The sequence below is a fragment of the Streptococcus sp. 2022WUSS083 genome (assembly GCF_044427155.1).
In the GTDB taxonomy this organism is placed as follows: Bacteria; Bacillota; Bacilli; order Lactobacillales; family Streptococcaceae; genus Streptococcus; species Streptococcus hashimotonensis.
This window is the reverse complement of sequence record NZ_JAOTGK010000004.1, coordinates 112,481-132,944: the sequence shown is the minus strand read 5'-3', so window position 1 is coordinate 132,944 and position 20,464 is coordinate 112,481. Positions and strand designations below refer to the sequence as shown.

Annotated in this window: 19 protein-coding genes; 13 read left to right on the top strand and 6 right to left on the bottom strand. The window is 42.3% G+C overall.

The window, feature by feature from the left end; all coding sequences use genetic code 11:
- Positions 1–149: 149 nt before the first annotated feature.
- On the bottom strand, positions 150–1,139 hold the full coding sequence (locus tag ODU41_RS06495) for an acyltransferase family protein (RefSeq protein ID WP_398578797.1): 990 nt from the start codon (positions 1,137–1,139) through the stop codon (positions 150–152).
- Positions 1,140–1,327: 188 nt separating this feature from the next.
- Here ODU41_RS06495 and rnc point away from each other — a divergent pair, with 188 nt between their 5' ends.
- From rnc to ftsY, 5 genes are read left to right on the top strand one after another with little or no spacing between them, the layout of a single operon-like run.
- Positions 1,328–2,014 carry a ribonuclease III gene (rnc, locus tag ODU41_RS06490; RefSeq protein WP_012028264.1) on the top strand — a complete coding sequence of 229 codons (687 nt, stop codon included), beginning with the start codon at positions 1,328–1,330 and terminating at the stop codon, positions 2,012–2,014.
- Between the two features lie 2 nt (positions 2,015–2,016).
- A complete protein-coding gene (smc, locus tag ODU41_RS06485; protein WP_398578796.1) occupies positions 2,017–5,550 on the top strand; it encodes a chromosome segregation protein SMC in 3,534 nt (1,177 codons plus the stop codon).
- Positions 5,547–6,356, top strand: coding sequence for a Cof-type HAD-IIB family hydrolase (locus ODU41_RS06480; RefSeq protein WP_398578795.1), 810 nt, complete (start codon positions 5,547–5,549; stop codon positions 6,354–6,356). The genes smc and ODU41_RS06480 overlap by 4 nt, the downstream gene beginning before the upstream one ends.
- Entirely contained in the window at positions 6,346–7,158 is an 813-nt protein-coding gene (locus ODU41_RS06475; RefSeq protein WP_398578794.1) for a Cof-type HAD-IIB family hydrolase, read from the top strand. Before ODU41_RS06480 ends, ODU41_RS06475 begins: the two co-directional genes overlap by 11 nt.
- A gap of 1 nt (position 7,159) precedes the next feature.
- Positions 7,160–8,434: a signal recognition particle-docking protein FtsY gene (gene ftsY / locus ODU41_RS06470; RefSeq protein ID WP_398578793.1), complete on the top strand. Its 1,275-nt coding sequence runs from the start codon at positions 7,160–7,162 to the stop codon at positions 8,432–8,434.
- A gap of 45 nt (positions 8,435–8,479) precedes the next feature.
- Here the strand turns inward: ftsY and ODU41_RS06465 are convergent, their stop codons facing one another.
- The 5 genes from ODU41_RS06465 to ODU41_RS06445 all read right to left on the bottom strand — a co-directional run bounded on the left by ODU41_RS06465 (position 8,480) and on the right by ODU41_RS06445 (position 12,755).
- Positions 8,480–9,154 (bottom strand): DNA alkylation repair protein, encoded by a 675-nt coding sequence (locus tag ODU41_RS06465; protein ID WP_398578792.1) that lies wholly within the window; start codon positions 9,152–9,154, stop codon positions 8,480–8,482.
- Between the two features lie 169 nt (positions 9,155–9,323).
- Positions 9,324–10,811: a glucose-6-phosphate dehydrogenase gene (zwf, locus tag ODU41_RS06460; protein WP_398578791.1), complete on the bottom strand. Its 1,488-nt coding sequence runs from the start codon at positions 10,809–10,811 to the stop codon at positions 9,324–9,326.
- 78 nt (positions 10,812–10,889) lie between these two features.
- Positions 10,890–11,705 (bottom strand): TIGR03943 family putative permease subunit, encoded by an 816-nt coding sequence (locus ODU41_RS06455; RefSeq protein WP_398578790.1) that lies wholly within the window; start codon positions 11,703–11,705, stop codon positions 10,890–10,892.
- Positions 11,702–12,607, bottom strand: a complete 906-nt coding sequence (locus ODU41_RS06450; protein WP_044769189.1) for a permease — start codon at positions 12,605–12,607, stop codon at positions 11,702–11,704. The genes ODU41_RS06455 and ODU41_RS06450 overlap by 4 nt, the downstream gene beginning before the upstream one ends.
- A 1-nt stretch (position 12,608) precedes the next feature.
- Positions 12,609–12,755, bottom strand: a complete 147-nt coding sequence (locus tag ODU41_RS06445; protein ID WP_012027144.1) for an SPJ_0845 family protein — start codon at positions 12,753–12,755, stop codon at positions 12,609–12,611.
- Positions 12,756–12,877: 122 nt separating this feature from the next.
- Here ODU41_RS06445 and ligA point away from each other — a divergent pair, with 122 nt between their 5' ends.
- From ligA to ODU41_RS06405, 8 genes are all read left to right on the top strand, one after another.
- Positions 12,878–14,836: an NAD-dependent DNA ligase LigA gene (gene ligA / locus ODU41_RS06440; RefSeq protein WP_398578789.1), complete on the top strand. Its 1,959-nt coding sequence runs from the start codon at positions 12,878–12,880 to the stop codon at positions 14,834–14,836.
- A 10-nt stretch (positions 14,837–14,846) separates the two neighbouring features.
- A complete protein-coding gene (locus tag ODU41_RS06435; protein ID WP_398578788.1) occupies positions 14,847–15,890 on the top strand; it encodes a diacylglycerol kinase family lipid kinase in 1,044 nt (347 codons plus the stop codon).
- 136 nt (positions 15,891–16,026) lie between these two features.
- Positions 16,027–16,227 carry a F0F1 ATP synthase subunit C gene (locus ODU41_RS06430; RefSeq protein ID WP_002936021.1) on the top strand — a complete coding sequence of 67 codons (201 nt, stop codon included), beginning with the start codon at positions 16,027–16,029 and terminating at the stop codon, positions 16,225–16,227.
- Between the two features lie 36 nt (positions 16,228–16,263).
- Positions 16,264–16,980 carry a F0F1 ATP synthase subunit A gene (gene atpB / locus ODU41_RS06425; protein ID WP_002936020.1) on the top strand — a complete coding sequence of 239 codons (717 nt, stop codon included), beginning with the start codon at positions 16,264–16,266 and terminating at the stop codon, positions 16,978–16,980.
- 17 nt (positions 16,981–16,997) lie between these two features.
- Positions 16,998–17,504: a F0F1 ATP synthase subunit B gene (gene atpF / locus ODU41_RS06420; protein WP_002936017.1), complete on the top strand. Its 507-nt coding sequence runs from the start codon at positions 16,998–17,000 to the stop codon at positions 17,502–17,504.
- Positions 17,505–18,038, top strand: a complete 534-nt coding sequence (locus ODU41_RS06415) for a F0F1 ATP synthase subunit delta (RefSeq protein ID WP_002936016.1) — start codon at positions 17,505–17,507, stop codon at positions 18,036–18,038.
- A gap of 3 nt (positions 18,039–18,041) precedes the next feature.
- The gene (gene atpA, locus ODU41_RS06410) at positions 18,042–19,562 is read left to right on the top strand and encodes a F0F1 ATP synthase subunit alpha (RefSeq protein WP_032497571.1); all 1,521 of its coding nucleotides are present in this window, start codon (positions 18,042–18,044) and stop codon (positions 19,560–19,562) included.
- Positions 19,563–19,573: 11 nt separating this feature from the next.
- Positions 19,574–20,452 (top strand): F0F1 ATP synthase subunit gamma, encoded by an 879-nt coding sequence (locus ODU41_RS06405; protein ID WP_002939795.1) that lies wholly within the window; start codon positions 19,574–19,576, stop codon positions 20,450–20,452.
- Positions 20,453–20,464 lie beyond the last annotated feature (12 nt).

Genomic DNA, 20,464 nt, shown 5'->3' with positions numbered 1-20,464 from the left:
AGGTCCAGTGGATCTTTTCAGCCTGTTCCCTTGAAATATAATAAGGAACAGTGTTCTATCTGCATCTTACGGTCACGAACCAAGTTCGTCTAATTTCCGACCTCCAACAGTCTATTCCCAGACTGTTGGAGCTAGTCTGTTTTTGATTTTCATTGAGTATTAATGATTAACCAGCTGAGCAGTTGGCAAGTGATGATGGTGACAAGGAAGACTAACCAACCTTGCTGTATTTTGGTCAGGGAACTAGTTTCTAGGAAGAAAAAGCTGATTTCGACTGGGATAACATGGATAAAATAATAATAGCTGGCGTATTCTTTTAGAAATTGGAATTTTTTCTGGCGGAATAGATCTGTGGTTAGGGTCCAGGCGACTAGATAGGCTGTGAATGGAATCAGGCTAAATAGAAAGTTCTTGTCGTAGCCCTGTTTGAGATAGATGACAGTGGCTTCAAAAGCTAAAAGGGCTGAGCAGACAAGTAGTTTGTTTTTTTGTCGGTATTGGAAAATGGGGTGATTGAGTTTGTCGGCTAGATAAAAGCCTGTCAGGACAAAAATCGGTGCGTAGAAGAGGCCGTTGCGGCTGGTGAAAAAGAAGGTTTTGTAGCTGTCAAATGCGGTCAGGAAAATCGATTCTGCCAGGTAGGCGGAGTAGGTTTCGACTGAGCCTAGAAGATAGAGAAGGCAGGCTAGACAAGCTGTGATGCGCCAGCCCCATTTCTCCAAGTAAAGATGGACGAGGATAAGACCTAGAAAGAAAGCGGGCATGTACCAGAGTTGATAGCTGGTGCCGGTGTAGGTCAGTCCGACCAGGAGTGCGAGGGGATAGTAGGGGAAGGGGATTTCTTGGAGTGTTAGGTAGATGAGGTAGAAGGGCAGGTAGAGGGCGGACCAGGTCAAGTATTGTTTGCTGTAACGGATGAGGTATTGTTTGGAGAGGCTGGGGTAGTTGCGTCGGAGGAAGAAGCTGGCTGTGACCATAAAGTAGGGAACGACCATGCGGCTAAAGATTGATTTTTGGATGAAGTGGAGCTGGTCTGCTTCAAATAGTCTTCGACAATGGAGGGCGATAACGAGAATGGCTCCGATGAACTGGATGAGGGAGAGTAGTGATGTATTGAGTGGTTTTGTCTTATTTTGCATGCTAACGTTTTTCTTTTTTCTTCCATTTTATCGAAATCTGATGAATATGTAAATGTTTGCAAAAAGATGTGGAGAGGTGCTGGCTGAAACTTAGTTGACAAGAGAAGTCCAGTGGAAAATATGGTATAATGTTAGGACGGAGTAAATGTAAACCATCTATTTCGTTTAAGTTAGAAAGGAGCATATAGATGAAAGATTTACATGCAAAATTATTGGCTGATTTTGGGATTGATTTTTCGGATTTGAATTTATTAGAAACGGCTTTTACCCATACTTCTTATGCCAATGAGCATCGCCTTCTAAAAATTTCACATAATGAGCGCTTGGAATTTTTAGGAGACGCTGTTCTCCAGTTGATGATTTCCAAATATCTCTATCAAAAATATCCTGATAGACCCGAAGGTGAGATGTCCAAGTTGCGTTCGACCTTTGTACGTGAGGAGTCTTTGGCTGGTTTTTCACGTGCTTGTGGTTTTGATCGGTTTCTTCGTCTTGGTAAGGGGGAAGAGAAGTCTGGAGGGCGAAATCGCGATACTATTTTAGGAGATGCTTTCGAGGCGTTCTTAGGAGCTCTGCTATTGGACAAGGGGGAAAAGACCGTGGAGGAATTTATCCATAAGGTCATGATTCCTCGTTTAGAAAAAGGGAATTTTGAGCGCGTGACCGACTATAAGACTGCTTTGCAGGAAATTTTGCAGGTCAATGGTGAGATTGCTATTTCGTATCAAGTAATAGCTGAGTCTGGACCTGCCCATGATAAGACCTTTGAAGTGGAGGTATCTGCTGATCAGCGTGTGATTGGTCGTGGTCGTGGTCGCTCTAAGAAATTAGCTGAACAAGCCGCCGCCAAAAATGCTGTGGAGGCTAGAGGATAGGTATGTATCTAAAATCAATTGAAATGCAGGGCTTTAAGTCCTTTGCGGATAAGACTAAGGTAGTCTTTGATCGTGGAGTGACTGCTGTTGTAGGGCCGAATGGTTCTGGCAAGTCCAATATTACAGAAAGTCTACGTTGGGCCTTGGGAGAGTCGTCTGCTAAAAGCCTACGTGGAGGCAAGATGCCAGACGTCATCTTTTCGGGAACAGAAAGCCGCAAGGCTCTTAACTATGCCTCGGTTGTCGTGACCTTGGATAATAGCACAGGTTTTATCGCCAATAAACAGAAAGAAATCAAGGTAGAACGCCACATTTATCGATCTGGTGATAGTGAGTACTTGATTGATGGGCAAAAGGTTCGTCTACGGGATATTCATGATCTTTTCATGGATACGGGCTTGGGACGTGATTCTTTCTCTATCATTTCACAAGGGCGGGTTGAAGCAATTTTCAATTCCAAGCCTGAGGAACGCCGTGCTATTTTTGAAGAGGCGGCAGGGGTCTTAAAATACAAGACGCGTAAAAAAGAAACAGAAAGTAAGTTGGCACAGGCCCAGGGCAACTTGGACCGCTTGGACGATATTATCTATGAACTGGATAATCAGGTCAAACCATTAGAGAAACAGGCACAAACTGCTAAGAAATTTCTAGAATTAGATGGTCAACGTAAGGAATTATACTTAGATGTTTTGGTGGCTCAGTTGACAAAGGGCAAGGAAACTTTGACTGGCAAGGAAAGCGAACTTGAAACAGTCAAGTCAGAATTAGCAAGCTACTACAAACAGCGTTCTGAGCTGGAGCAAGAAAATCAGAACTTGAAAGAGAAGCGCCACCGCCTTTCAGAACAATTGGAGCGTGAACAGGCAGTTCTGTTGGATTTGACCAAGTTAATCAGTGATTTGGAGCGAAAAATTGAGGTCCATAAACTGGAATCTAGTCAAAACGAATCAAGTCGTCAAGAAGCGCAGGCGCGCTTGGAAAACTTGTTGACTAGACGAGAGCAGTTGGCAGAACAGATTGAGCAAAAGAAAGAAACGCTTGCGCAATTAGATAGTTCCTTGTCTAGCTTGAAAGACGATATTGCTGCGGTAGACAAAGAAATTTCCTACTTTTCAGAAGATCCTGATCAGGTTTTAGATCATCTGCGTGAACAGTATGTTGCTCTGATGCAGGAAGAGGCAGAAGCTTCAAACCGTCTGACCAAGATTCAGCAGGATATTGCCAATCAAATCAGTCTTTCTGAGAGTAAATCTGAAGACTTGGCACGCTTACAGACGGAAAAACAAACAGCTCAAGAAGTACTTGATAAGAGTCGGAAAAGTTTAGAAGAAGCTGATCACGTTTTACGCCAGTTACTTGAGAGCTATCAGACCAAAAAAACAGAATTGGATCAAACCCAGACTGCTTATCAGGCTGAGCAAGGTCGCTTGTTTGATTTGCTGGATCAGTTGAAAGGCAAGCAGGCTCGCCAGTCTAGTTTAGAAGCTATTTTAAAAAATCATTCCAATTTCTACGCGGGAGTTAAGGCTGTCTTACAGGCGGCACCAAGCTTAGGAGGAATTATTGGAGCAGTCAGTGAACAATTGACCTTTGATACTCGTTACCAAACGGCTTTGGAAATTGCTCTTGGCGGTGCTAGTCAAAACGTCATCGTTGAAGATGAAGCGACTGCTAAACGAGCTATCGCATTTTTGAAAGAAAAACGGCAAGGACGGGCAACCTTCTTACCTCTAACAACTATCAAGCCACGTCAGCTTTCTGGACAGCAAGTCTCTTTACTAGAATCTTCAGAAGGATTCTTGGGGCTTGCAAGTGATGTGGTGACTTATCAGCCAAATTTAGATGCGATTTTCCAAAATTTGCTAGGTACTATCGCGATTTTTGATACCATTGACCATGCCAATCAGGCAGCGCGGGCAACCAAGTTTCAAGTGCGTATGGTGACCATGGATGGAGCGGAAATCCGTCCTGGTGGAGCCTTTGCTGGTGGTAGTAATCGAAATAACAGCACGACCTTTATCAAACCAGAACTGGATGCTCTTTTAGGAGAAATAGCAGAGCTGTCTAGCCAGTTGCAGGAGCAAGAAAGCTTGGTTGCAGCTAAGAAAACTAGCTTAGACCAGACCAGAGAAGCCTTGGAAACGATTAAGGCGGAGGGGGAAGAAGCTAGATTGAACCAGCAGAGCGCAAGGATTCATCAGGAACAGGCAGAAAATAGACTGGCTCAGCTATCAGCCCAGTATGACCTGCAAATGAGTCAGGTTAGTCCGACCATTTTGACTGAGCTAGAAGAGGCTGCTGCTAAGGAAGAAGTAAATGTCCAAGCCTTGAATGAGAAAAAACTAGCCTTGGATCAACAAATCAATCAAGTCCGTGATAATCGCGACAGTATTCAAGAAAGCTTGCAGAAACTACAGACTCAGAAGAGTCAACTAACTTTGGAACAGGCTGAACTCACTAGCCAACTTCGTTTTGAACAGACAGATCTGAGACGCTTGCAAGAAGAAAAAGTGGTTGCAGATAAGGAAATTTCTCTTTTAGAGGATATGATTGACCAGAAGTTAGAGGCTCTTGAAGATACTAGTATTGAGATTCTTGAAGAACAATTGCAGGCCGCATCTGATAAGCAAAACCAGACCAATCAGATTCTAATTCGCTTAAAGTTTGAATTGGAAGATATTGATGGGCAGTTTGAAGACTTGGAAGAAAGATTGCAACAAGCTCGGACTAAGAATGATGATTTGATTCGTAAGCAGGCTAAGTTAGAGGCGGATTGTGAGCAAGCGGGCGATAAATTACGGACTTTACTTGGTAATTTGACCGAGCATTTCAAATTGAGTTTTGAAGCTGCTCAGTCTCAGGCCAAGGAAGTTGAGAATCTTGCAGTTGCTGAACAAAGCCTCAAAGACCTAGAAAGAGCTATTCGTGCTTTGGGTCCAGTCAATTTGGATGCTATTGAGCAGTATGACGAGGTTAATAATCGCCTTACCTTCCTCAATGAGCAACGGACAGATATTTTGTCGGCGCGTGATTTACTACTAGATACTATCCACGAGATGAATGATGAAGTCAAAGAGCGCTTCAAGGTTACTTTTGAAGCTATTCGTGAAAGCTTTAAGCAGACATTCAAACAAATGTTTGGCGGTGGTTCAGCGGATTTGATTTTGACAGAAGGTGACCTATTGACTGCGGGTGTGGAGATTTCAGTTCAACCTCCGGGTAAGAAAATTCAATCTCTCAATCTTATGTCAGGTGGCGAAAAAGCCCTTTCGGCCCTCGCTCTGCTATTTTCCATTATCCGTGTTAAGACCATTCCTTTTGTAATTCTCGATGAGGTGGAGGCAGCCTTGGATGAGGCCAATGTCAAACGTTTTGGTGACTACCTCAACCGATTTGATAAGGAGAGTCAGTTTATCGTCGTGACCCACCGTAAAGGGACCATGGCGGCAGCGGATGCCATGTATGGGGTGACCATGCAGGAATCTGGCGTGTCCAAGATTGTTTCCGTTAAGCTGAAAGATGTGGAGAAATTATGATTAACAAAATTTACGCCAGTGATATGGATGGTACCTTTTTACGAGAAGACCATAGTTTTGATAAGGAACGGTTTCGTCGTATACTGAATCAGTTTAAGGAAAAAGGTTATTTATTTGTGGCAGCAAGTGGGCGATCTATGCAAAGCCTGAAACTTGTTTTTGAAGATTTTGTAGATGAAATCGGGTTTGTAGCTGAAAATGGTTCAATCGTTGAATATCAGGGGCAGACTATCTTTATGGATGATCCAATTAGTCCTGAAATATATCTGCCGATTATCGCGGGTATTGATGCAGGTCCCTTTGGTAGCAGTCGTTCCATGGTGCTGTCTGGACTCGAAAACTTTTATTTATTAAAAAATGCTGAGCCTCAGTTTTTAGAGACGATGACGAATTATTACGCACATTTTCGATTGGTAGACACATTTAAAGAAGTTCGAGAAGAGATTATAAAAATCAATGCCAAATTTTCTCCTGAGGAAATGGACGATGCCAGACGATGGTTAAATGATACATTTGAAGGTGTAACGGCCATGACAACTGGTTTTGACAATATTGATATAATTCCAAATGGTTCAAATAAATCAGTTGGATTGAGCCATCTCTGTGCTCATTTTGGAATTACCCGTCAGGATGTAGTGGCATTTGGTGATAATCAAAATGATTTAGATATGTTTGACTTTGCAGGTCTGGCTCTTGCGACAGAAAATGCAAGAGAGGACGTGAAAGCTCGGGCAGATTCTATTATTGGTCATTGCAATGATGGAGCAGTATTAGCCTATTTAGAGGAGGAAGTAAATGGCAATTAAGTTGATTGCATTGGATTTAGATGGAACACTTCTGACATCGGACAAACGGATTTCAGAAGCTAATAAAAAGGCCTTGCAGGCAGCGCGTGAGCGTGGAGTTTATGTAGTTCTGACAACAGGGCGTCCTTTACAAGCTATCGGTACTTTTCTAGAAGAACTAGATCTGCTAGGGGAGAATCAATATTCGATTACATTTAACGGTGGTCTAGTCCAGGAAAATACAGGTCGGGTTTTGGATAAGGTTGGCTTCACCATTGAAGATGTGCGCACCATCCGTCGTGTGACAAATGACTTGGAACTGCCTCTGGATGTTCTCTATGGTGGCGATGTCTATTCTCTACCATCAGCCCATGAATCACTTTATCTAACTTGTAATCCATTGCTTAATAAAATTGTGGCAAGCGATGAGGAAATGCCAGAAGATTTTGTTTATAATAAGGCAGTTTCAGCTGTGGCAGCAGACTTTTTGGATGGACAAATTCCAAAAATTCCTGCGGAACTTCACGAGCGCTTCGAGATTTTCAAGTCGCGTGATATTCTGCTCGAATGGAGTCCAAAAGGTGTTCATAAGGCAAATGGTTTGGCCAAATTGATTGGATATCTGGGGATTGAGCAGTCAGAAGTTATGGCTTGTGGCGATGAAGGAAATGATCTTTCGATGATTGAATGGGCTGGTCTGGGTGTTGCCATGGCTAATGCGACTGATGAAATCAAGTCTGCGGCCAACCTTGTCCTGCCAAAAACCAATGATGAAGATGGCATTGCTTGGGTCATCGAGCACTATGTATTGAATGAGGACTAGTATGGGATTATTTGATCGATTATTTGGACAAGAAAAACAAGAGGAGCAAGTCGCTCTTGTTGAAGAAGTGGAAAGGGAGCAGTCGGCTTCTAGCGAAGATACAGTAACTACTGAAGTTGAGTCAGCTACTCAAGAAATGGAAGAGTTCCAGTCTGAAGTAGCAGAGCCAGAGCTGACTGCCGAGCAAGAAGCTCAGAAACAACGGACCTTGGACATGATGGCCCAGTATTATGCAGCCAAAGAAGCTGCTGCGGCTCGAGTGAAGGAAGCGCAGGAACAAGGCTTTGACCCTGCCATTCAAACCAAGGTCAAAGCAGAGCCTGTTGAGGAAGTAGCTCCAGTAGAGCAAGAAAGTGAGCAAGACAAGTACCAGCGGACCTTGAAAAAAACCCGTACAGGATTTGGAGCAAGGCTCAATGAATTCTTTGCCAATTTCCGTTCGGTTGATGAAGAATTTTTCGAAGAGTTGGAAGAAATGCTGATTTTGTCAGACGTAGGTGTGCAAGTTGCTTCTACGCTGACAGAGGAGCTCCGCTATGAGGCCAAGCTACAGAAGGCTAAGAAGACAGACGAACTCCGTCGGGTTATCATCGAAAAATTGGTGGATATTTACGAAAAAGACGGTCAATTCAGCGAGCAAATCAATTTCCAAGATGATTTGACAGTCATGCTCTTTGTCGGTGTCAACGGTGTTGGGAAGACGACGTCTATCGGTAAGTTAGCCTACAAGTACAAGCAAGATGGCAAGAAGGTCATGTTGGTCGCAGCGGACACCTTCCGTGCGGGTGCGGTAGCCCAGCTGGTCGAGTGGGGTCGCCGTGTCGATGTGCCAGTAGTCACAGGACCTGAAAAGTCAGACCCAGCTAGCGTGGTTTTTGATGGGGTAAAACGTGCCGTGGCAGAAGGCGTGGATATTCTCATGATTGATACAGCAGGTCGCTTGCAAAATAAAGAAAACCTCATGGCAGAGCTGGAAAAAATCGGTCGCATCATCAAACGGACCTTACCTGATGCACCGCATGAAACCCTCTTAGCATTGGATGCTTCCACAGGTCAAAACGCCCTTAGTCAAGCCAAGGAATTTGCAAAAATTACCCCATTGACAGGTCTTGTCTTGACCAAGCTAGACGGTACAGCAAAAGGTGGTGTTGTCCTTGCCATCCGTCAGGAACTGGATATACCAGTTAAGCTGATTGGTTTCGGTGAGAAAATTGATGACATCGGAGAATTCAAATCCGAAGAGTTCATGCGTGGGCTTTTGGAAGGATTGGTATAGAATAAAAAAAGTAGTTAACTGTGACAGTTAGCTACTTTTTTGTTTTCATTTTTTCTGCAATAATGCCTCAATCCAGTCAGGTGCATAGGCTGAAGTACAGCCTTTTGGTACTTTCATATCGGAATAGACAGCGAGTTCCTGACCGATTACAAGTCCCTGTTCCAGATAGTCAGGATAGGCAACAGCAATCTCCACCAAGCATTGGTTCATGGTCCATTGGACAAGCGGGTCAGCGGTTTGCAAATGCTGGCGAATATGGTCTAGAGTTTCTTCAATTTCTTGGTTTGTTGCTGTTTTTCCAGCAAAATATTTAGCGCGGAGGAACCAGCCAAGTCTGTTAAAGATGGCCTCGTCTTTAGCAAGCAAGGTTTCTTCCCAATCCCTACTGTCTTTTCGTTTGCTGAGAATGATGGAAGCCAGCTTATCGAGCACATTGACCGAAATTTGTTCATTGAGGCAATTCTCTAGGTCAGCTTGGGGAAGCTGGTCAGGCTTATTTTTTGCAATTTGAATAGCTAAATATTGTGCTTCAAGGACACCTGTTTGCCAGAGTGGGGCAAACAAGTCCAGTCGATTTTTATAGGCCTTGGCGATACCAGAAATAGCTCCCATTGGAACGCCGTAGTAGGGCTTAGTTTCGCCAATTTTTTCATAACGCTTTAGGGTGCCAGCATGGCTGGCTGCTTCAAGTTGGGTGAGAGTGGTGTTTATTTCAGTCATAAATATCTCCCAAAAAAACTGGATTGCTCCAGTTTTTATATGTAGTCGTTTAGTTTGCTTTTAGTACAAGGCAACGAGCTGTAGGTTGGAAATAAGACATGCGAAGCAAGTCACTTTCGTGGAGTACGGCAAAGCGAGTTAACGAAGTAATCAAAGATAAACTAAATGACTATTTCAATAAGCCACGTTCACGATACCATACATCAGGCGTCCAAACCCACTTGCAACTGTAGCTTTCTAGCAAATCAAAGGCTGCTTGAGGTCCCATAGTTCCAGCTGGATAGGTGTGGAGTGGGACTTGGTTGCTTGCCCACAAATCAACAATGCGGTCAATCAAGCTCCAGCTTGCTTTCACTTCTTCCCAATGGCTAAAGTTAGTAGAATCACCATTTAGGACATCGAAAAATAGTTTTTCGTAGGCTTCGGGTGAATTTCCAAGAGCAGTTGCATTGTGGCGGAAGTTGAGTTTGGCAGGTGTAAGAGCAAAATGGGAACCAACTTCCTTACCGTTGATAGAGAGCATAAAGCCTTCAGTTGGTTGGATGAAGATGGTCAATACATTGGCCTCAGAAGGCTGACCAAAAATATCTTCCGCATGCTTGAAGGTGATGGTCACGCGCGTGCCCTTTTCTGTCAGACGTTTACCTGTACGGAAGAAGAAAGGTACATCACGGAAACGGTCAGTATCAACGAAGAAGACACCTCCTGCAAAGGTTTCTGTCTGAGAACCTTCGGCAATATTTGGTTCATCCAAGTAGCTAACGTAGTCTTTTCCGTCGATGGAACCTGCTGCATATTGACCACGGATGAAGTTGCGTTTGAGGTCCTCATCAGAAGGCTGACGAAGGTGTTGGAAGACCTTGATCTTTTCAGCGCGGACATCTTCCTCCTTGAAGCTGGCAGGCTTATCCATTGCTAGAAGGGAAAGAACTTGAAGGGCATGGTTTTGCACCATGTCTTTTAAGGCGCCAGAATGATCGTAGTAGCCCCCACGATCCTCAACACCAATCGCTTCAGCAAATGTAATTTGGACGTTATCGATGTAATCGCGGTTCCAAATATGCTCAAAAATAATATTGGCAAAGCGAACCGCAAAGATATTTTGTACCATTTCCTTGCCTAGGTAATGGTCGATGCGGTAGATTTGGTCTTCATTGAAGGCGGCTGCCAATTCATCATTGAGTTTGCTTGCGGTTGCAAGGCTGGTTCCGAATGGTTTTTCAATAATCAAGCGTTCAAAACCTTGGCCGTCAACGATTTGTTCAGATTTGAGGTGTTTGGCAATGGTTCCGAAAAATTCTGGAGCCATGGATAAGAAGAAGACCTTGTTGTGTTGGGTATCGTATTTTTCACATAAGTCGTCCTGCAATTTACGAAGAGCAACATAATGCTCGGTGTCATTGACATCATGGCTTTGGTAGTAGAAATGACTTGCAAACTCATGAGCTTGGCGTGGTGTGTCAGGCAAATCACCTAGTGATTCGATGACAGTCTGCTCAAAAAATTCCTTGGTCCAAGGTCTGCGAGCTGTACCAATTACTGCAAAATTTTCTCGGATATGGCCTGCCTTATAAAGACGAAAGAGGGATGGATAGAGTTTGCGTTTGGCAAGGTCGCCACTAGCACCAAAAATTGTAAACAATACATGTGATGACATAATTTCATTCCTATCTGTTGAATATCATTAATAGTATACCATAAATTGTCAGAAAATTCACTTTTTGAGTTAGGATTATTAGAAAATACGGTAGACGTACGGGGAATCTGGCTGTTCAATCTGAACCATCGATTGTAATTCAAGTGTTGGGAGATTTTGTTTCAACGATGTATGGTAGGAAACCTTGATTGTTCCTCTGGCTTTTACCCAAGTATTGTTAGGAAATTCTGTGGTAGCCCCCGTAGAGAGTAAGCCATATACCCCAGAATCAGCAATGCAGTGAATAATACCAAAGCGGAAAAGGAAAAATTGCTGGCTATTGTCAGGGTCATTGTAGACAAATCCAATCATTTCAATCGTTTTTCCTGAAAATTCCGTAGGATAGTCGTAGATTGCTTCCATCACTTCCATATAGTTTTCATTAGTAACGACAATGGTTTCTTCAGCCAAGTATCTATCAGCAATTTCACGCATCTGGTTTTGATAGGCAGATTTTGTAAAATAAATAGAAGTATCAGGCTTGAGATACTGAACAGTCGTCCCTTCTTGGTTTTGTGTATTAGTATCGTTTTCTGCTGCTAGTGGGAAATGATAGCCCTTGGCAGCAACAGTTGTTGAATCCAGGCTTACCGTAGGAAAGAGCCAGGCTATAGCAAGAGGAATGAGCAGTAGTCCAACGCTTGATAGTTTGGCAATTTTGCTTTTTAAATGGCTATGTACTCGAATTTCTTTTACCCAGACATACAATTGTACGATGGCAAGTATGAAAGATAAAACCATGGATAGATAGGCTAGATAGCTATAGTGCAGATTAATGTATTGGTCTAATTTTCCAGAGATATAAAGATACATGGTCATCTCAAAATAGCCAGCAAGAATTAAAAAACGAATCATACTACACCTCCAAGTATCAGACTATATCCCAAAATAACGAGAGTGATAGTAATGATAAAACCGGATATAAATTTTCCCTTGAAATAATGTTTCATCATGAGCAAGTTTTTAACATCCACCATGGGTCCGATAACTAAGAAAGCCATTACTGGGGCGAATCCGAAGCTGGATAGTAGGGATGCACCAATAAAGGCATCGGCTTCGGAACATAGGGAAAGAAGAAAGGCCAGCAACATCATCAGTAAAATAGCTGTTAATGGACTATGACCGATGGTAGTCAGGACAGCGGTTGGAATATAGACTTGTACGAGACTGGCAAAGAGACAACCAAAGACTAGGTAACGTCCCGTATCAAAAAATTCATCAATGGCATGAATAAGTGCGAAGCCAACTTTTTGCCAGCTGGTTTTATCTGAATAATCATGCTGGTGATGGTCAAACTTGCTTCCTTTAAGAATTGGTCCTTTTACGAAAAAACCAAGAATGATTCCCAATACTAGGGATACAATGATGGCTCCTAGGGCTCTATAGAGGGCGAAAAGTAGGGAATTGCCAAAAGCGGTAAAGGTTGCAAAAAGGACGATGGGATTAATGACAGGAGCCGTTACTAAAAAGGGAACAGCAGTGTAACTCGGTACTTTTTTCTCTAATAGTCGATTGACAATAGGGACAATACCACATTCGCAAGACGGAAAAATGAAGCCGATAAAGGTTCCAAATAGAATGGCAAGAAACTTGTTTTTGGGTAAGAATTTACGAACCTTATCTGGTGTTATAAACACATCGATAAAACCTGAAATAATAGCTCCAATCAAGACAAAGGGCAAGGCTTCAATCATGATAGACAGGAAAATAGCCCCCGCCTGTAGGACGGAGGTAGGTAATTGATCAAGACCAAACATATTATTTTTTATCCTGATTCAAGTTGTTTTTCTCGGAATGTTCTTTTGATTTTGGATCTGGATACTCAATTTCTTCCAATTTTTCAAATGAAGCAAATTCTTCCAGCATCTTTTCTAAATCATCTTGTCGTTTATAGGTTACAGCCATAGGGCACCTCCAAAAATTTTATATAAACATTATACATTTTTTACTAAAAATTATCTAAAGGAATCTGTTTTTATTGAAGCGCAAATATAGTTCGCACCCTCAAATCATGATATAATATTCTTATGAAAACAAGAATATCAGAATTAGTTAGCGTGCTCAATCAATACGCTAAAGAGTATTATCAATTGGACCAACCTAGCGTATCAGATGCAGAATATGATACGCTTTATCGTGAATTAGTAGAGCTAGAAACGGCTCATCCAGAACTGATTTTACCAGATAGTCCTACCCATCGGGTCGGAGGAAAGGTGCTAGACGGATTTGAAAAATATAGTCATGTTTATCCTCTTTTTAGTTTGCAAGATGCCTTTTCTCGTGAAGAGTTAGAAGCTTTTGACCAGCGAGTTCGCAAGGAATTTCCTCAAGCAACTTATATCTGTGAATTGAAGATTGATGGTCTATCTATTTCCCTGACCTATGAAGCGGGTAATCTAGTCGTGGGTGCTACACGTGGTGACGGTAGTGTCGGTGAAAATATCACAGAAAATCTCAAACGAGTGGCTGATATTCCTTTGACCTTACCCGAAGCTGTGGACATCACTGTCCGAGGTGAGTGTTATATGCCAAAGGCTTCCTTTGACCGTGTTAACAACCAGCGTCAGGAGGCTGGTGAAGCTGAATTTGCTAATCCACGTAATGCAGCAGCAGGGACCCTCCGCCAGCTTGATATGGGAGTGGTGGCCCAGCGTGGTCTCGCTACCTTCCTCTACCAAGAGGCTAGTCCATCTGAAGTGACTAGCCAGTCACAAGTACTGGAGAAACTGGATGCTCTGGGATTTGTGACCAACCACGAATATTGCTTGGCGGAGTCGATTGATGACACGTGGGATTTTATTGAAAAAATAGCAGAGCGTAGAGATGATTTACCCTATGAGATAGATGGTGTTGTCATCAAGGTAAATGATTTAGCTATACAAGAAGAACTAGGATTTACAGTTAAAGCGCCTCGATGGGCAGTAGCTTACAAGTTTCCAGCTGAGGAAAAAGAAGCAGAAATCTTGTCGGTTGATTGGACTGTTGGCCGAACAGGTGTTGTGACACCAACTGCCAATCTTAGTCCTGTTCAACTGGCAGGAACGACTGTCAGTCGAGCGACCTTGCACAACGTAGATTATATCGCCGAAAAAGATATTCGTATTGGCGATACGGTCATTGTCTACAAGGCGGGGGACATTATCCCAGCAGTTCTGAAAGTGGTGGACAAGTATCGAAAAGAGCAAGAAATCATGCCCATTCCTAGTCATTGTCCGTCTTGTCAGAGCGACCTACAACACTATGAGGACGAAGTTGCCCTCCGCTGTATCAACCCTATTTGTCCTAGCCAGCTGATGAGTAAGTTGGAACATTTTGCAAGTCGAGATGCTATGAACATCGCAGGGCTAGGGTCTTCAATCGTTGAAAAACTCTTTGGAGCAGGCTTGGTACACGATGTTGCTGATATTTATGAATTAACTGTTGATGACCTATTGACCTTGGAAGGTTTCAAAGAAAAATCAGCTGACAAGCTCTATCAAGCCATTCAAATTTCTAAGAGCAACTCAGCAGAACGCCTCCTATTTGGACTAGGTATTCGCCATGTAGGTAGTAAGGCAAGTAAGATTTTAGTAGAAAAATTTGGTGATTTAGAAACTTTAGCATTTGCTGATCAAGAAGCAATTGCTTCGCTAGAAGGTCTTGGTCAGGTTATTGCTAAGTCTTTGACAACTTTTTTTGCTAGTGAGGGTGCGCAACAACTTTTAGCCGAACTTAAGGAAGCTAAGGTAAACTTAACCTATCTCGGACAAGTAGTAGATGAAAATGCTGCGCTATCGGGTATGACAGTTGTACTGACTGGTAAATTGGAGCGAATGAAACGAAACGAAGCCAAAGCCAAATTAGAAGCTTTAGGGGCAAATGTAGCGGGATCTGTTTCTAAAAAAACTAATCTTGTGGTTGCCGGAACAGATGCAGGTAGTAAATTGACCAAAGCACAGGAGCTAGGTATCGAAATTAAAGATGAGGCTTGGTTAGAGAGCTTGTAAAGGTAAAACGATGGTAGAAAGAAAACGTGCTAGACTAATATATAATCCGACCTCAGGTCAAGAAATCATGAAGAAAAATGTGGCCGAAGTATTGGAAATTTTGGAAGGCTACGGTTATGAGACTTCAGCTTTCCAAACAACTGCTGAGAAAGACTCTGCAAAGAATGAAGCTACACGTGCGGCGCTTGCAGGCTTTGACTTGATTATCGCGGCTGGTGGAGATGGAACAATCAACGAAGTCGTCAATGGAATTGCTCCGCTTGAAAAACGTCCGCAGATGGCCATCATACCGACTGGCACCACCAATGACTATGCGCGTGCCTTAAAAGTGCCTAGGGGAAATCCTGTAGAAGCAGCTAAGGTTATCGGTAAGCAGCAGACCATTTTAATGGATATTGGTTTAGCCAAAAATCAAAAAAATGGTTTTCATCAAGAACATTATTTTATCAATATTGCTGCGGCAGGTACACTTACGGAGTTGACCTACAGTGTTCCCAGTCAACTTAAGACCATGTTTGGCTATTTGGCCTATGTAGTAAAAGGAGCAGAACTCCTACCACAAGTACAATTTACACCTGTTCATGTAGAGCATGACGAGGGAGTATTTGAAGGCTCGGTTTCAATGATTTTTGTTGCCTTAACCAATTCAATTGGAGGTTTTGAACAGATCGTTCCAGATGCTAAGTTAGATGATGGTAATTTTACCTTATTGATGGTTAAAACAGGGAATTTATTTGAAATTCTGCATCTGATTCGTCAAGTCTTAGACGGTGGCAAACACATTGAGAGTGATTTAGTTGAATACATAAAAACCAAGAGCCTATCCATCGAAAATCTGAACCCAGATAACCGTCTACTGCTCAATCTAGATGGAGAGTTTGGTGGGGAAGCCCCTGTACGTCTGTACAACCTATCAAACCATATAGAGTTTTTCGCAGATACAGATCTGGTTTCTGACCATGCAATCACTCTTGATACTGATCAGATGAATCGAGAAGATATGGCCAAACGATTCATTGAAGAAACAGACCATATTGATGAAGCTATTAAATAGGAAGAAAAGATGAAATACTCTTTTCTTTTTATTTTACAAAAACGAATTAAACGCTTACAATGGCGGTATTTTCTTGACAAATAGATGTTTTAGGAGTATCCTTACATGGTATTAAATTTTAAAAGGAGAATTCGTTATGAGTTTAGGCGCATTGGCCCTTGGATTGGCCTGTCTTGGTGTAAGTATCGGTGAGGGACTGTTGGTGGCTTCATACCTTAGTTCGACTGCACGTCAACCAGAAATGCAAAGTAAATTGATGGCTGGTGTATTTTTGGGTGTTGCCTTTATCGAGGGAACTTTCTTCGTAACCTTGGCTATGACATTTGTCTTGAAATAGTAGAAAATAGAGAAATAGAAAAGGGGGGAACCTCCATTGGAAGAACATTTAAGTCCAACCCTTACCCTTGGTCCCGTAACCTTTGACCTGACCATGGTATTGGTTTCTGTCATTACCATTTCCATTATTTTCTTACTTGTTTTTTGGGCTAGTCGTCGGATGGAGCTCAAGCCAAAAGGAAAACAGAATGTTTTGGAGTACGTTTACGAATTGACCATCAATTTTACAAAAGGGAATCTTGGCGATGCGGAAGCAAAGCGGTATTCCTTGTTCTTCTTTACAGTCTTTACTTTTCTTTTGGTTGCCAATAATCTAGGTTTGATGACCAAATTGGAAACAGCGGAAGGACATAATTTGTGGACTTCTCCAACGGCCAATATGGCTTACGATTTCGGTTTGGCAACAATTGCAACAGTATTTTGTCATGTTGAGGGTATTCGTCGTCGCGGTTTTAAGGCATACCTCAAATCTTTTGTGACACCCTGGGCTATGGCTCCAATGAACATTTTGGAAGAAGTGACCAACCTTGTGTCGCTTGCTCTTCGTCTGTACGGTAACATTTATGCTGGTGAAGTGCTTGTCTCTCTTCTTCTACAATTATCTCAACAAAGTGCACTTGCATATCCAATTGCCTTTGCTCTGAACGTTGTTTGGACAGCATTTTCTGTATTCATTTCATGCTTGCAGGGATATGTATTTATCATGTTGGTATCTATGTACTTAAATAAAAAAATCAGTAGTGAGAGTGAATAGGAAAGGGAAAGACAACTATGGCAACAACTATTACAATGCAATCTAGTACCATTCTTGGAAACTTTATCTTGGTAACAGCCTCATTTGCAGTACTTATTATTCTTATTCGTGTTTTTGCATGGGATAAAATTACAGGTATTTTTGAAGAACGTGCCAATAAGATTGCGAACGATATTGATGCTGCAGAAGAAAAATTAACAGCAGCAGCAAACCTTGTTCAACAACGTGAAGATGAGTTGGTACAGGGACGTATTGAAAGTCAAAAGATTATTCAAGACGCGGTTGAACGCGCAAAACTAGAGAAAAAACGTATTCTTGAGCAAGCAGATGTTGAAATTCAAGGATTGAAGCAAAAAGCTCAATTGGAAATTGAAGCTGAAAAACGTGAAGCACAAGAAAACTTGCGTGTTCAAGTTGCTGAATTGGCAGTTGATCTTGCAAGCAAAATTATTTTGGAAGATTTGGACCAACAAGCTCATAGTAACTTGATTGACCGTTATTTGGACAAACTAGGAGACAAGTAGATGAACGCTAGAGAAAATGCCATCGTGCAAAAATATGCTCTATCATTTGTTGAAAAAGTCAGTGATCATGCAGATATTTGGGATATGTATGACCAGATTTCTGACTTGATTTCCATCATTCATGATAGTAAGCTGAATCGAATCTTGCTGTCAGCGACAGTATCGAGAGAAGAAAAGGCTGACTTTGTAAGGACGGTACGTCAATCTAGTTTCTGGCAAATCAATGACTTGATTGAAGATGTTATTCGTGATGGTCATGCAGACTTGCTTCTTGAAACCCTTGAGCGTGTCCAATTACAAATCAGTAAATTTAAAAATGAATTTGAAGCCCGTGTGGTTTCAGTCTATCCGTTGACAGAAGCTCAAAAAGAGCGTCTCCGTCACTTGGTAGAACAACGATTTTCCTTGCGTGTACGCAATATCACGGAAGAACTTGATCAAAGTCTCCTCGGTGGTTTTATTGTAACGGTTAACCATAAGGTAATCGATGCAAGCGTTCGGACACAGTTGAAGGACGTTAGAAAAAAACTTTAGAAAATAGAAAGTGGTGTTCTTTTGATTAATGCACAAGAAATTAGCGCTTTACTAAAACAACAAATTGAAGGCTTTCAGCCTGACTTTGACTACACAGAGACTGGTGTCGTAACCTATATCGGTGACGGTATCGCCCGTGCGCAAGGTCTTGACAATGCCATGAGTGGAGAGCTTTTGGTATTTGAAAATGGCACCATTGGTATGGCACAAAACTTAGAAACCAACGATGTTGGTATTATCATTCTCGGACAATTTACCGATATTCGTGAAGGGTCAGTTGTTCGTCGTACTGGTAAAATTATGGAAGTACCAGTTGGTTCGGCTTTGATTGGTCGTGTCATCAACCCACTTGGTCAACCTGTGGATGGTCTTGGTGAGATTCGTACTAGTAAGACTCGTCCGATTGAATATCCAGCACCAGGTGTTATGCAACGTAAGTCGGTTAATGAACCGCTTCAAACTGGTCTTAAGGCTATTGACGCTTTGGTTCCGATTGGTCGTGGTCAGCGTGAATTGATTATCGGTGACCGTCAGACAGGGAAGACATCTGTAGCTATTGATGCTATTCTCAACCAAAAAGGCCAAGACATGATTTGTATCTATGTGGCTATTGGTCAGAAAGAGTCAACTGTTCGTACTCAGGTTGAAACCCTTCGTCAATATGGTGCTTTGGATTACACAATTGTAGTAACTGCATCTGCTTCACAACCGTCTCCATTGCTTTTCTTGGCTCCTTATGCTGGTGTTGCGATGGCAGAAGAGTTCATGTATGAAGGCAAACACGTCTTGATTGTTTACGATGATTTGTCAAAACAAGCGGTAGCTTACCGTGAATTATCTCTCTTGCTTCGTCGTCCTCCGGGTCGTGAAGCCTATCCAGGGGATGTATTCTACTTGCACAGTCGTTTGCTAGAGCGTTCAGCAAAGGTTTCAGATGAATTGGGCGGTGGCTCCATTACAGCTCTACCATTTATCGAAACACAAGCGGGAGATATTTCAGCTTACATCGCGACCAACGTGATTTCAATCACGGATGGACAAATCTTCTTGAAGGACGATTTATTCAACTCTGGTATCCGTCCAGCCATTGATGCGGGTTCTTCTGTATCACGTGTAGGTGGCTCTGCACAGATTAAGGCCATGAAAAAGGTTGCAGGTACCCTTCGTATCGACTTAGCTTCTTATCGTGAATTAGAAGCCTTTACTCAATTTGGTTCGGATTTGGATGCGGCTACTCAGGCCAAACTCAATCGTGGTCGTCGGACTGTGGAAGTGTTGAAACAACCATTGCATAAGCCGCTTCCAGTTGAAAAACAGGTTTTGATTTTGTATGCTTTGACAAATGGCTTCTTGGATTCAGTGCCAATTGATGATATTTTGGCATTTGAAGAAGAACTATACGCATATTTTGATTTGCACTACGATGGTCTTTTGGATGTTATTCGTACAACAAAAGATCTTCCTGATACAGATGAATTGAATGCTGCTATCCAAGCTTTCAAAGACCAGTCTGTCTTTAAGTAAAGGAGTGAATAATGGCAGGTTCTCTCAATGAAATCAAGTCAAAAATTGCATCTACTAAGAAAACCAGTCAAATCACCGGTGCCATGCAGATGGTTTCGGCTTCTAAACTAGCCAAATCAGAGCAATTAGCGCAATCCTTTCAAATCTACGCTAGTAAGGTTCGTCAGATTACAACGGACCTCTTGCGTGGAGAATTGATGGCTTCAGATACAAGCAATCCAATGCTGATTCGTCGTCCAGTTCAAAAATCTGGTTATATTGTCATTACCTCTGACAGTGGACTAAAAGGTTCTTATAATTCCAGTATTTTGAAGGCTGTGATGGGGATGATTGAACAGGATCATGAGTCGAAAGACGAGTATGAGATTATTGCCATTGGTAGTATGGGAGCTGATTTCTTCCGTGCCCGTGGTATCAATCCTGTCTTTGAATTGCGTGGTTTAGCAGACAATCCAAGTTTTGAAGAGGTTCAAAAAATCATTTCTAAGTCTGTTGAGATGTACAAGAATGAACTCTTTGATGAGTTGTATGTTTGTTATAACCACCATGTCAATAGTTTGACCAGTCAGGTGCGTGTACAACAGATGCTTCCTGTAGAAGATTTGGACCACAATGAAGCAGATGGTTATACAGCTACCTTTGAGTTGGAACCAAACCGTGAGGTTATTTTGGAACAACTCTTGACTCAATATGCAGAATCAACTATTTATGGAGCGATTTTGGATGCCAAAACTGCTGAAAATGCAGCAGGTATGACAGCCATGCAGACAGCGACGGATAATGCTAAGAATGTCATTAACGATTTGACAATCCAATACAATAGGGCTCGTCAGGCAGCTATCACTCAGGAAATTACTGAGATTGTAGCTGGTGCCTCAGCCCTTGAGTAATAGAAATAGAGG

What these genes read in the sequence shown, in the direction of transcription:
- ODU41_RS06480 (WP_398578795.1), top strand. Translation starts at nt 5,547, where the DNA reads ATGATTAACAAAATTTACGCCAGTGATATGGATGGTACCTTTTTACGA.
- ODU41_RS06415 (WP_002936016.1), top strand. Translation starts at nt 17,505, where the DNA reads ATGAACGCTAGAGAAAATGCCATCGTGCAAAAATATGCTCTATCATTT.
- zwf (WP_398578791.1), bottom strand. Translation starts at nt 10,811, where the DNA reads ATGTCATCACATGTATTGTTTACAATTTTTGGTGCTAGTGGCGACCTT.
- ligA (WP_398578789.1), top strand. Translation starts at nt 12,878, where the DNA reads ATGAAAACAAGAATATCAGAATTAGTTAGCGTGCTCAATCAATACGCT.
- ODU41_RS06435 (WP_398578788.1), top strand. Translation starts at nt 14,847, where the DNA reads ATGGTAGAAAGAAAACGTGCTAGACTAATATATAATCCGACCTCAGGT.
- ftsY (WP_398578793.1), top strand. Translation starts at nt 7,160, where the DNA reads ATGGGATTATTTGATCGATTATTTGGACAAGAAAAACAAGAGGAGCAA.
- atpF (WP_002936017.1), top strand. Translation starts at nt 16,998, where the DNA reads ATGGCAACAACTATTACAATGCAATCTAGTACCATTCTTGGAAACTTT.
- smc (WP_398578796.1), top strand. Translation starts at nt 2,017, where the DNA reads ATGTATCTAAAATCAATTGAAATGCAGGGCTTTAAGTCCTTTGCGGAT.
- ODU41_RS06450 (WP_044769189.1), bottom strand. Translation starts at nt 12,607, where the DNA reads ATGTTTGGTCTTGATCAATTACCTACCTCCGTCCTACAGGCGGGGGCT.
- ODU41_RS06445 (WP_012027144.1), bottom strand. Translation starts at nt 12,755, where the DNA reads ATGGCTGTAACCTATAAACGACAAGATGATTTAGAAAAGATGCTGGAA.
- ODU41_RS06465 (WP_398578792.1), bottom strand. Translation starts at nt 9,154, where the DNA reads ATGACTGAAATAAACACCACTCTCACCCAACTTGAAGCAGCCAGCCAT.
- ODU41_RS06405 (WP_002939795.1), top strand. Translation starts at nt 19,574, where the DNA reads ATGGCAGGTTCTCTCAATGAAATCAAGTCAAAAATTGCATCTACTAAG.
- ODU41_RS06455 (WP_398578790.1), bottom strand. Translation starts at nt 11,705, where the DNA reads ATGATTCGTTTTTTAATTCTTGCTGGCTATTTTGAGATGACCATGTAT.
- ODU41_RS06430 (WP_002936021.1), top strand. Translation starts at nt 16,027, where the DNA reads ATGAGTTTAGGCGCATTGGCCCTTGGATTGGCCTGTCTTGGTGTAAGT.
- rnc (WP_012028264.1), top strand. Translation starts at nt 1,328, where the DNA reads ATGAAAGATTTACATGCAAAATTATTGGCTGATTTTGGGATTGATTTT.
- ODU41_RS06475 (WP_398578794.1), top strand. Translation starts at nt 6,346, where the DNA reads ATGGCAATTAAGTTGATTGCATTGGATTTAGATGGAACACTTCTGACA.
- ODU41_RS06495 (WP_398578797.1), bottom strand. Translation starts at nt 1,139, where the DNA reads ATGCAAAATAAGACAAAACCACTCAATACATCACTACTCTCCCTCATC.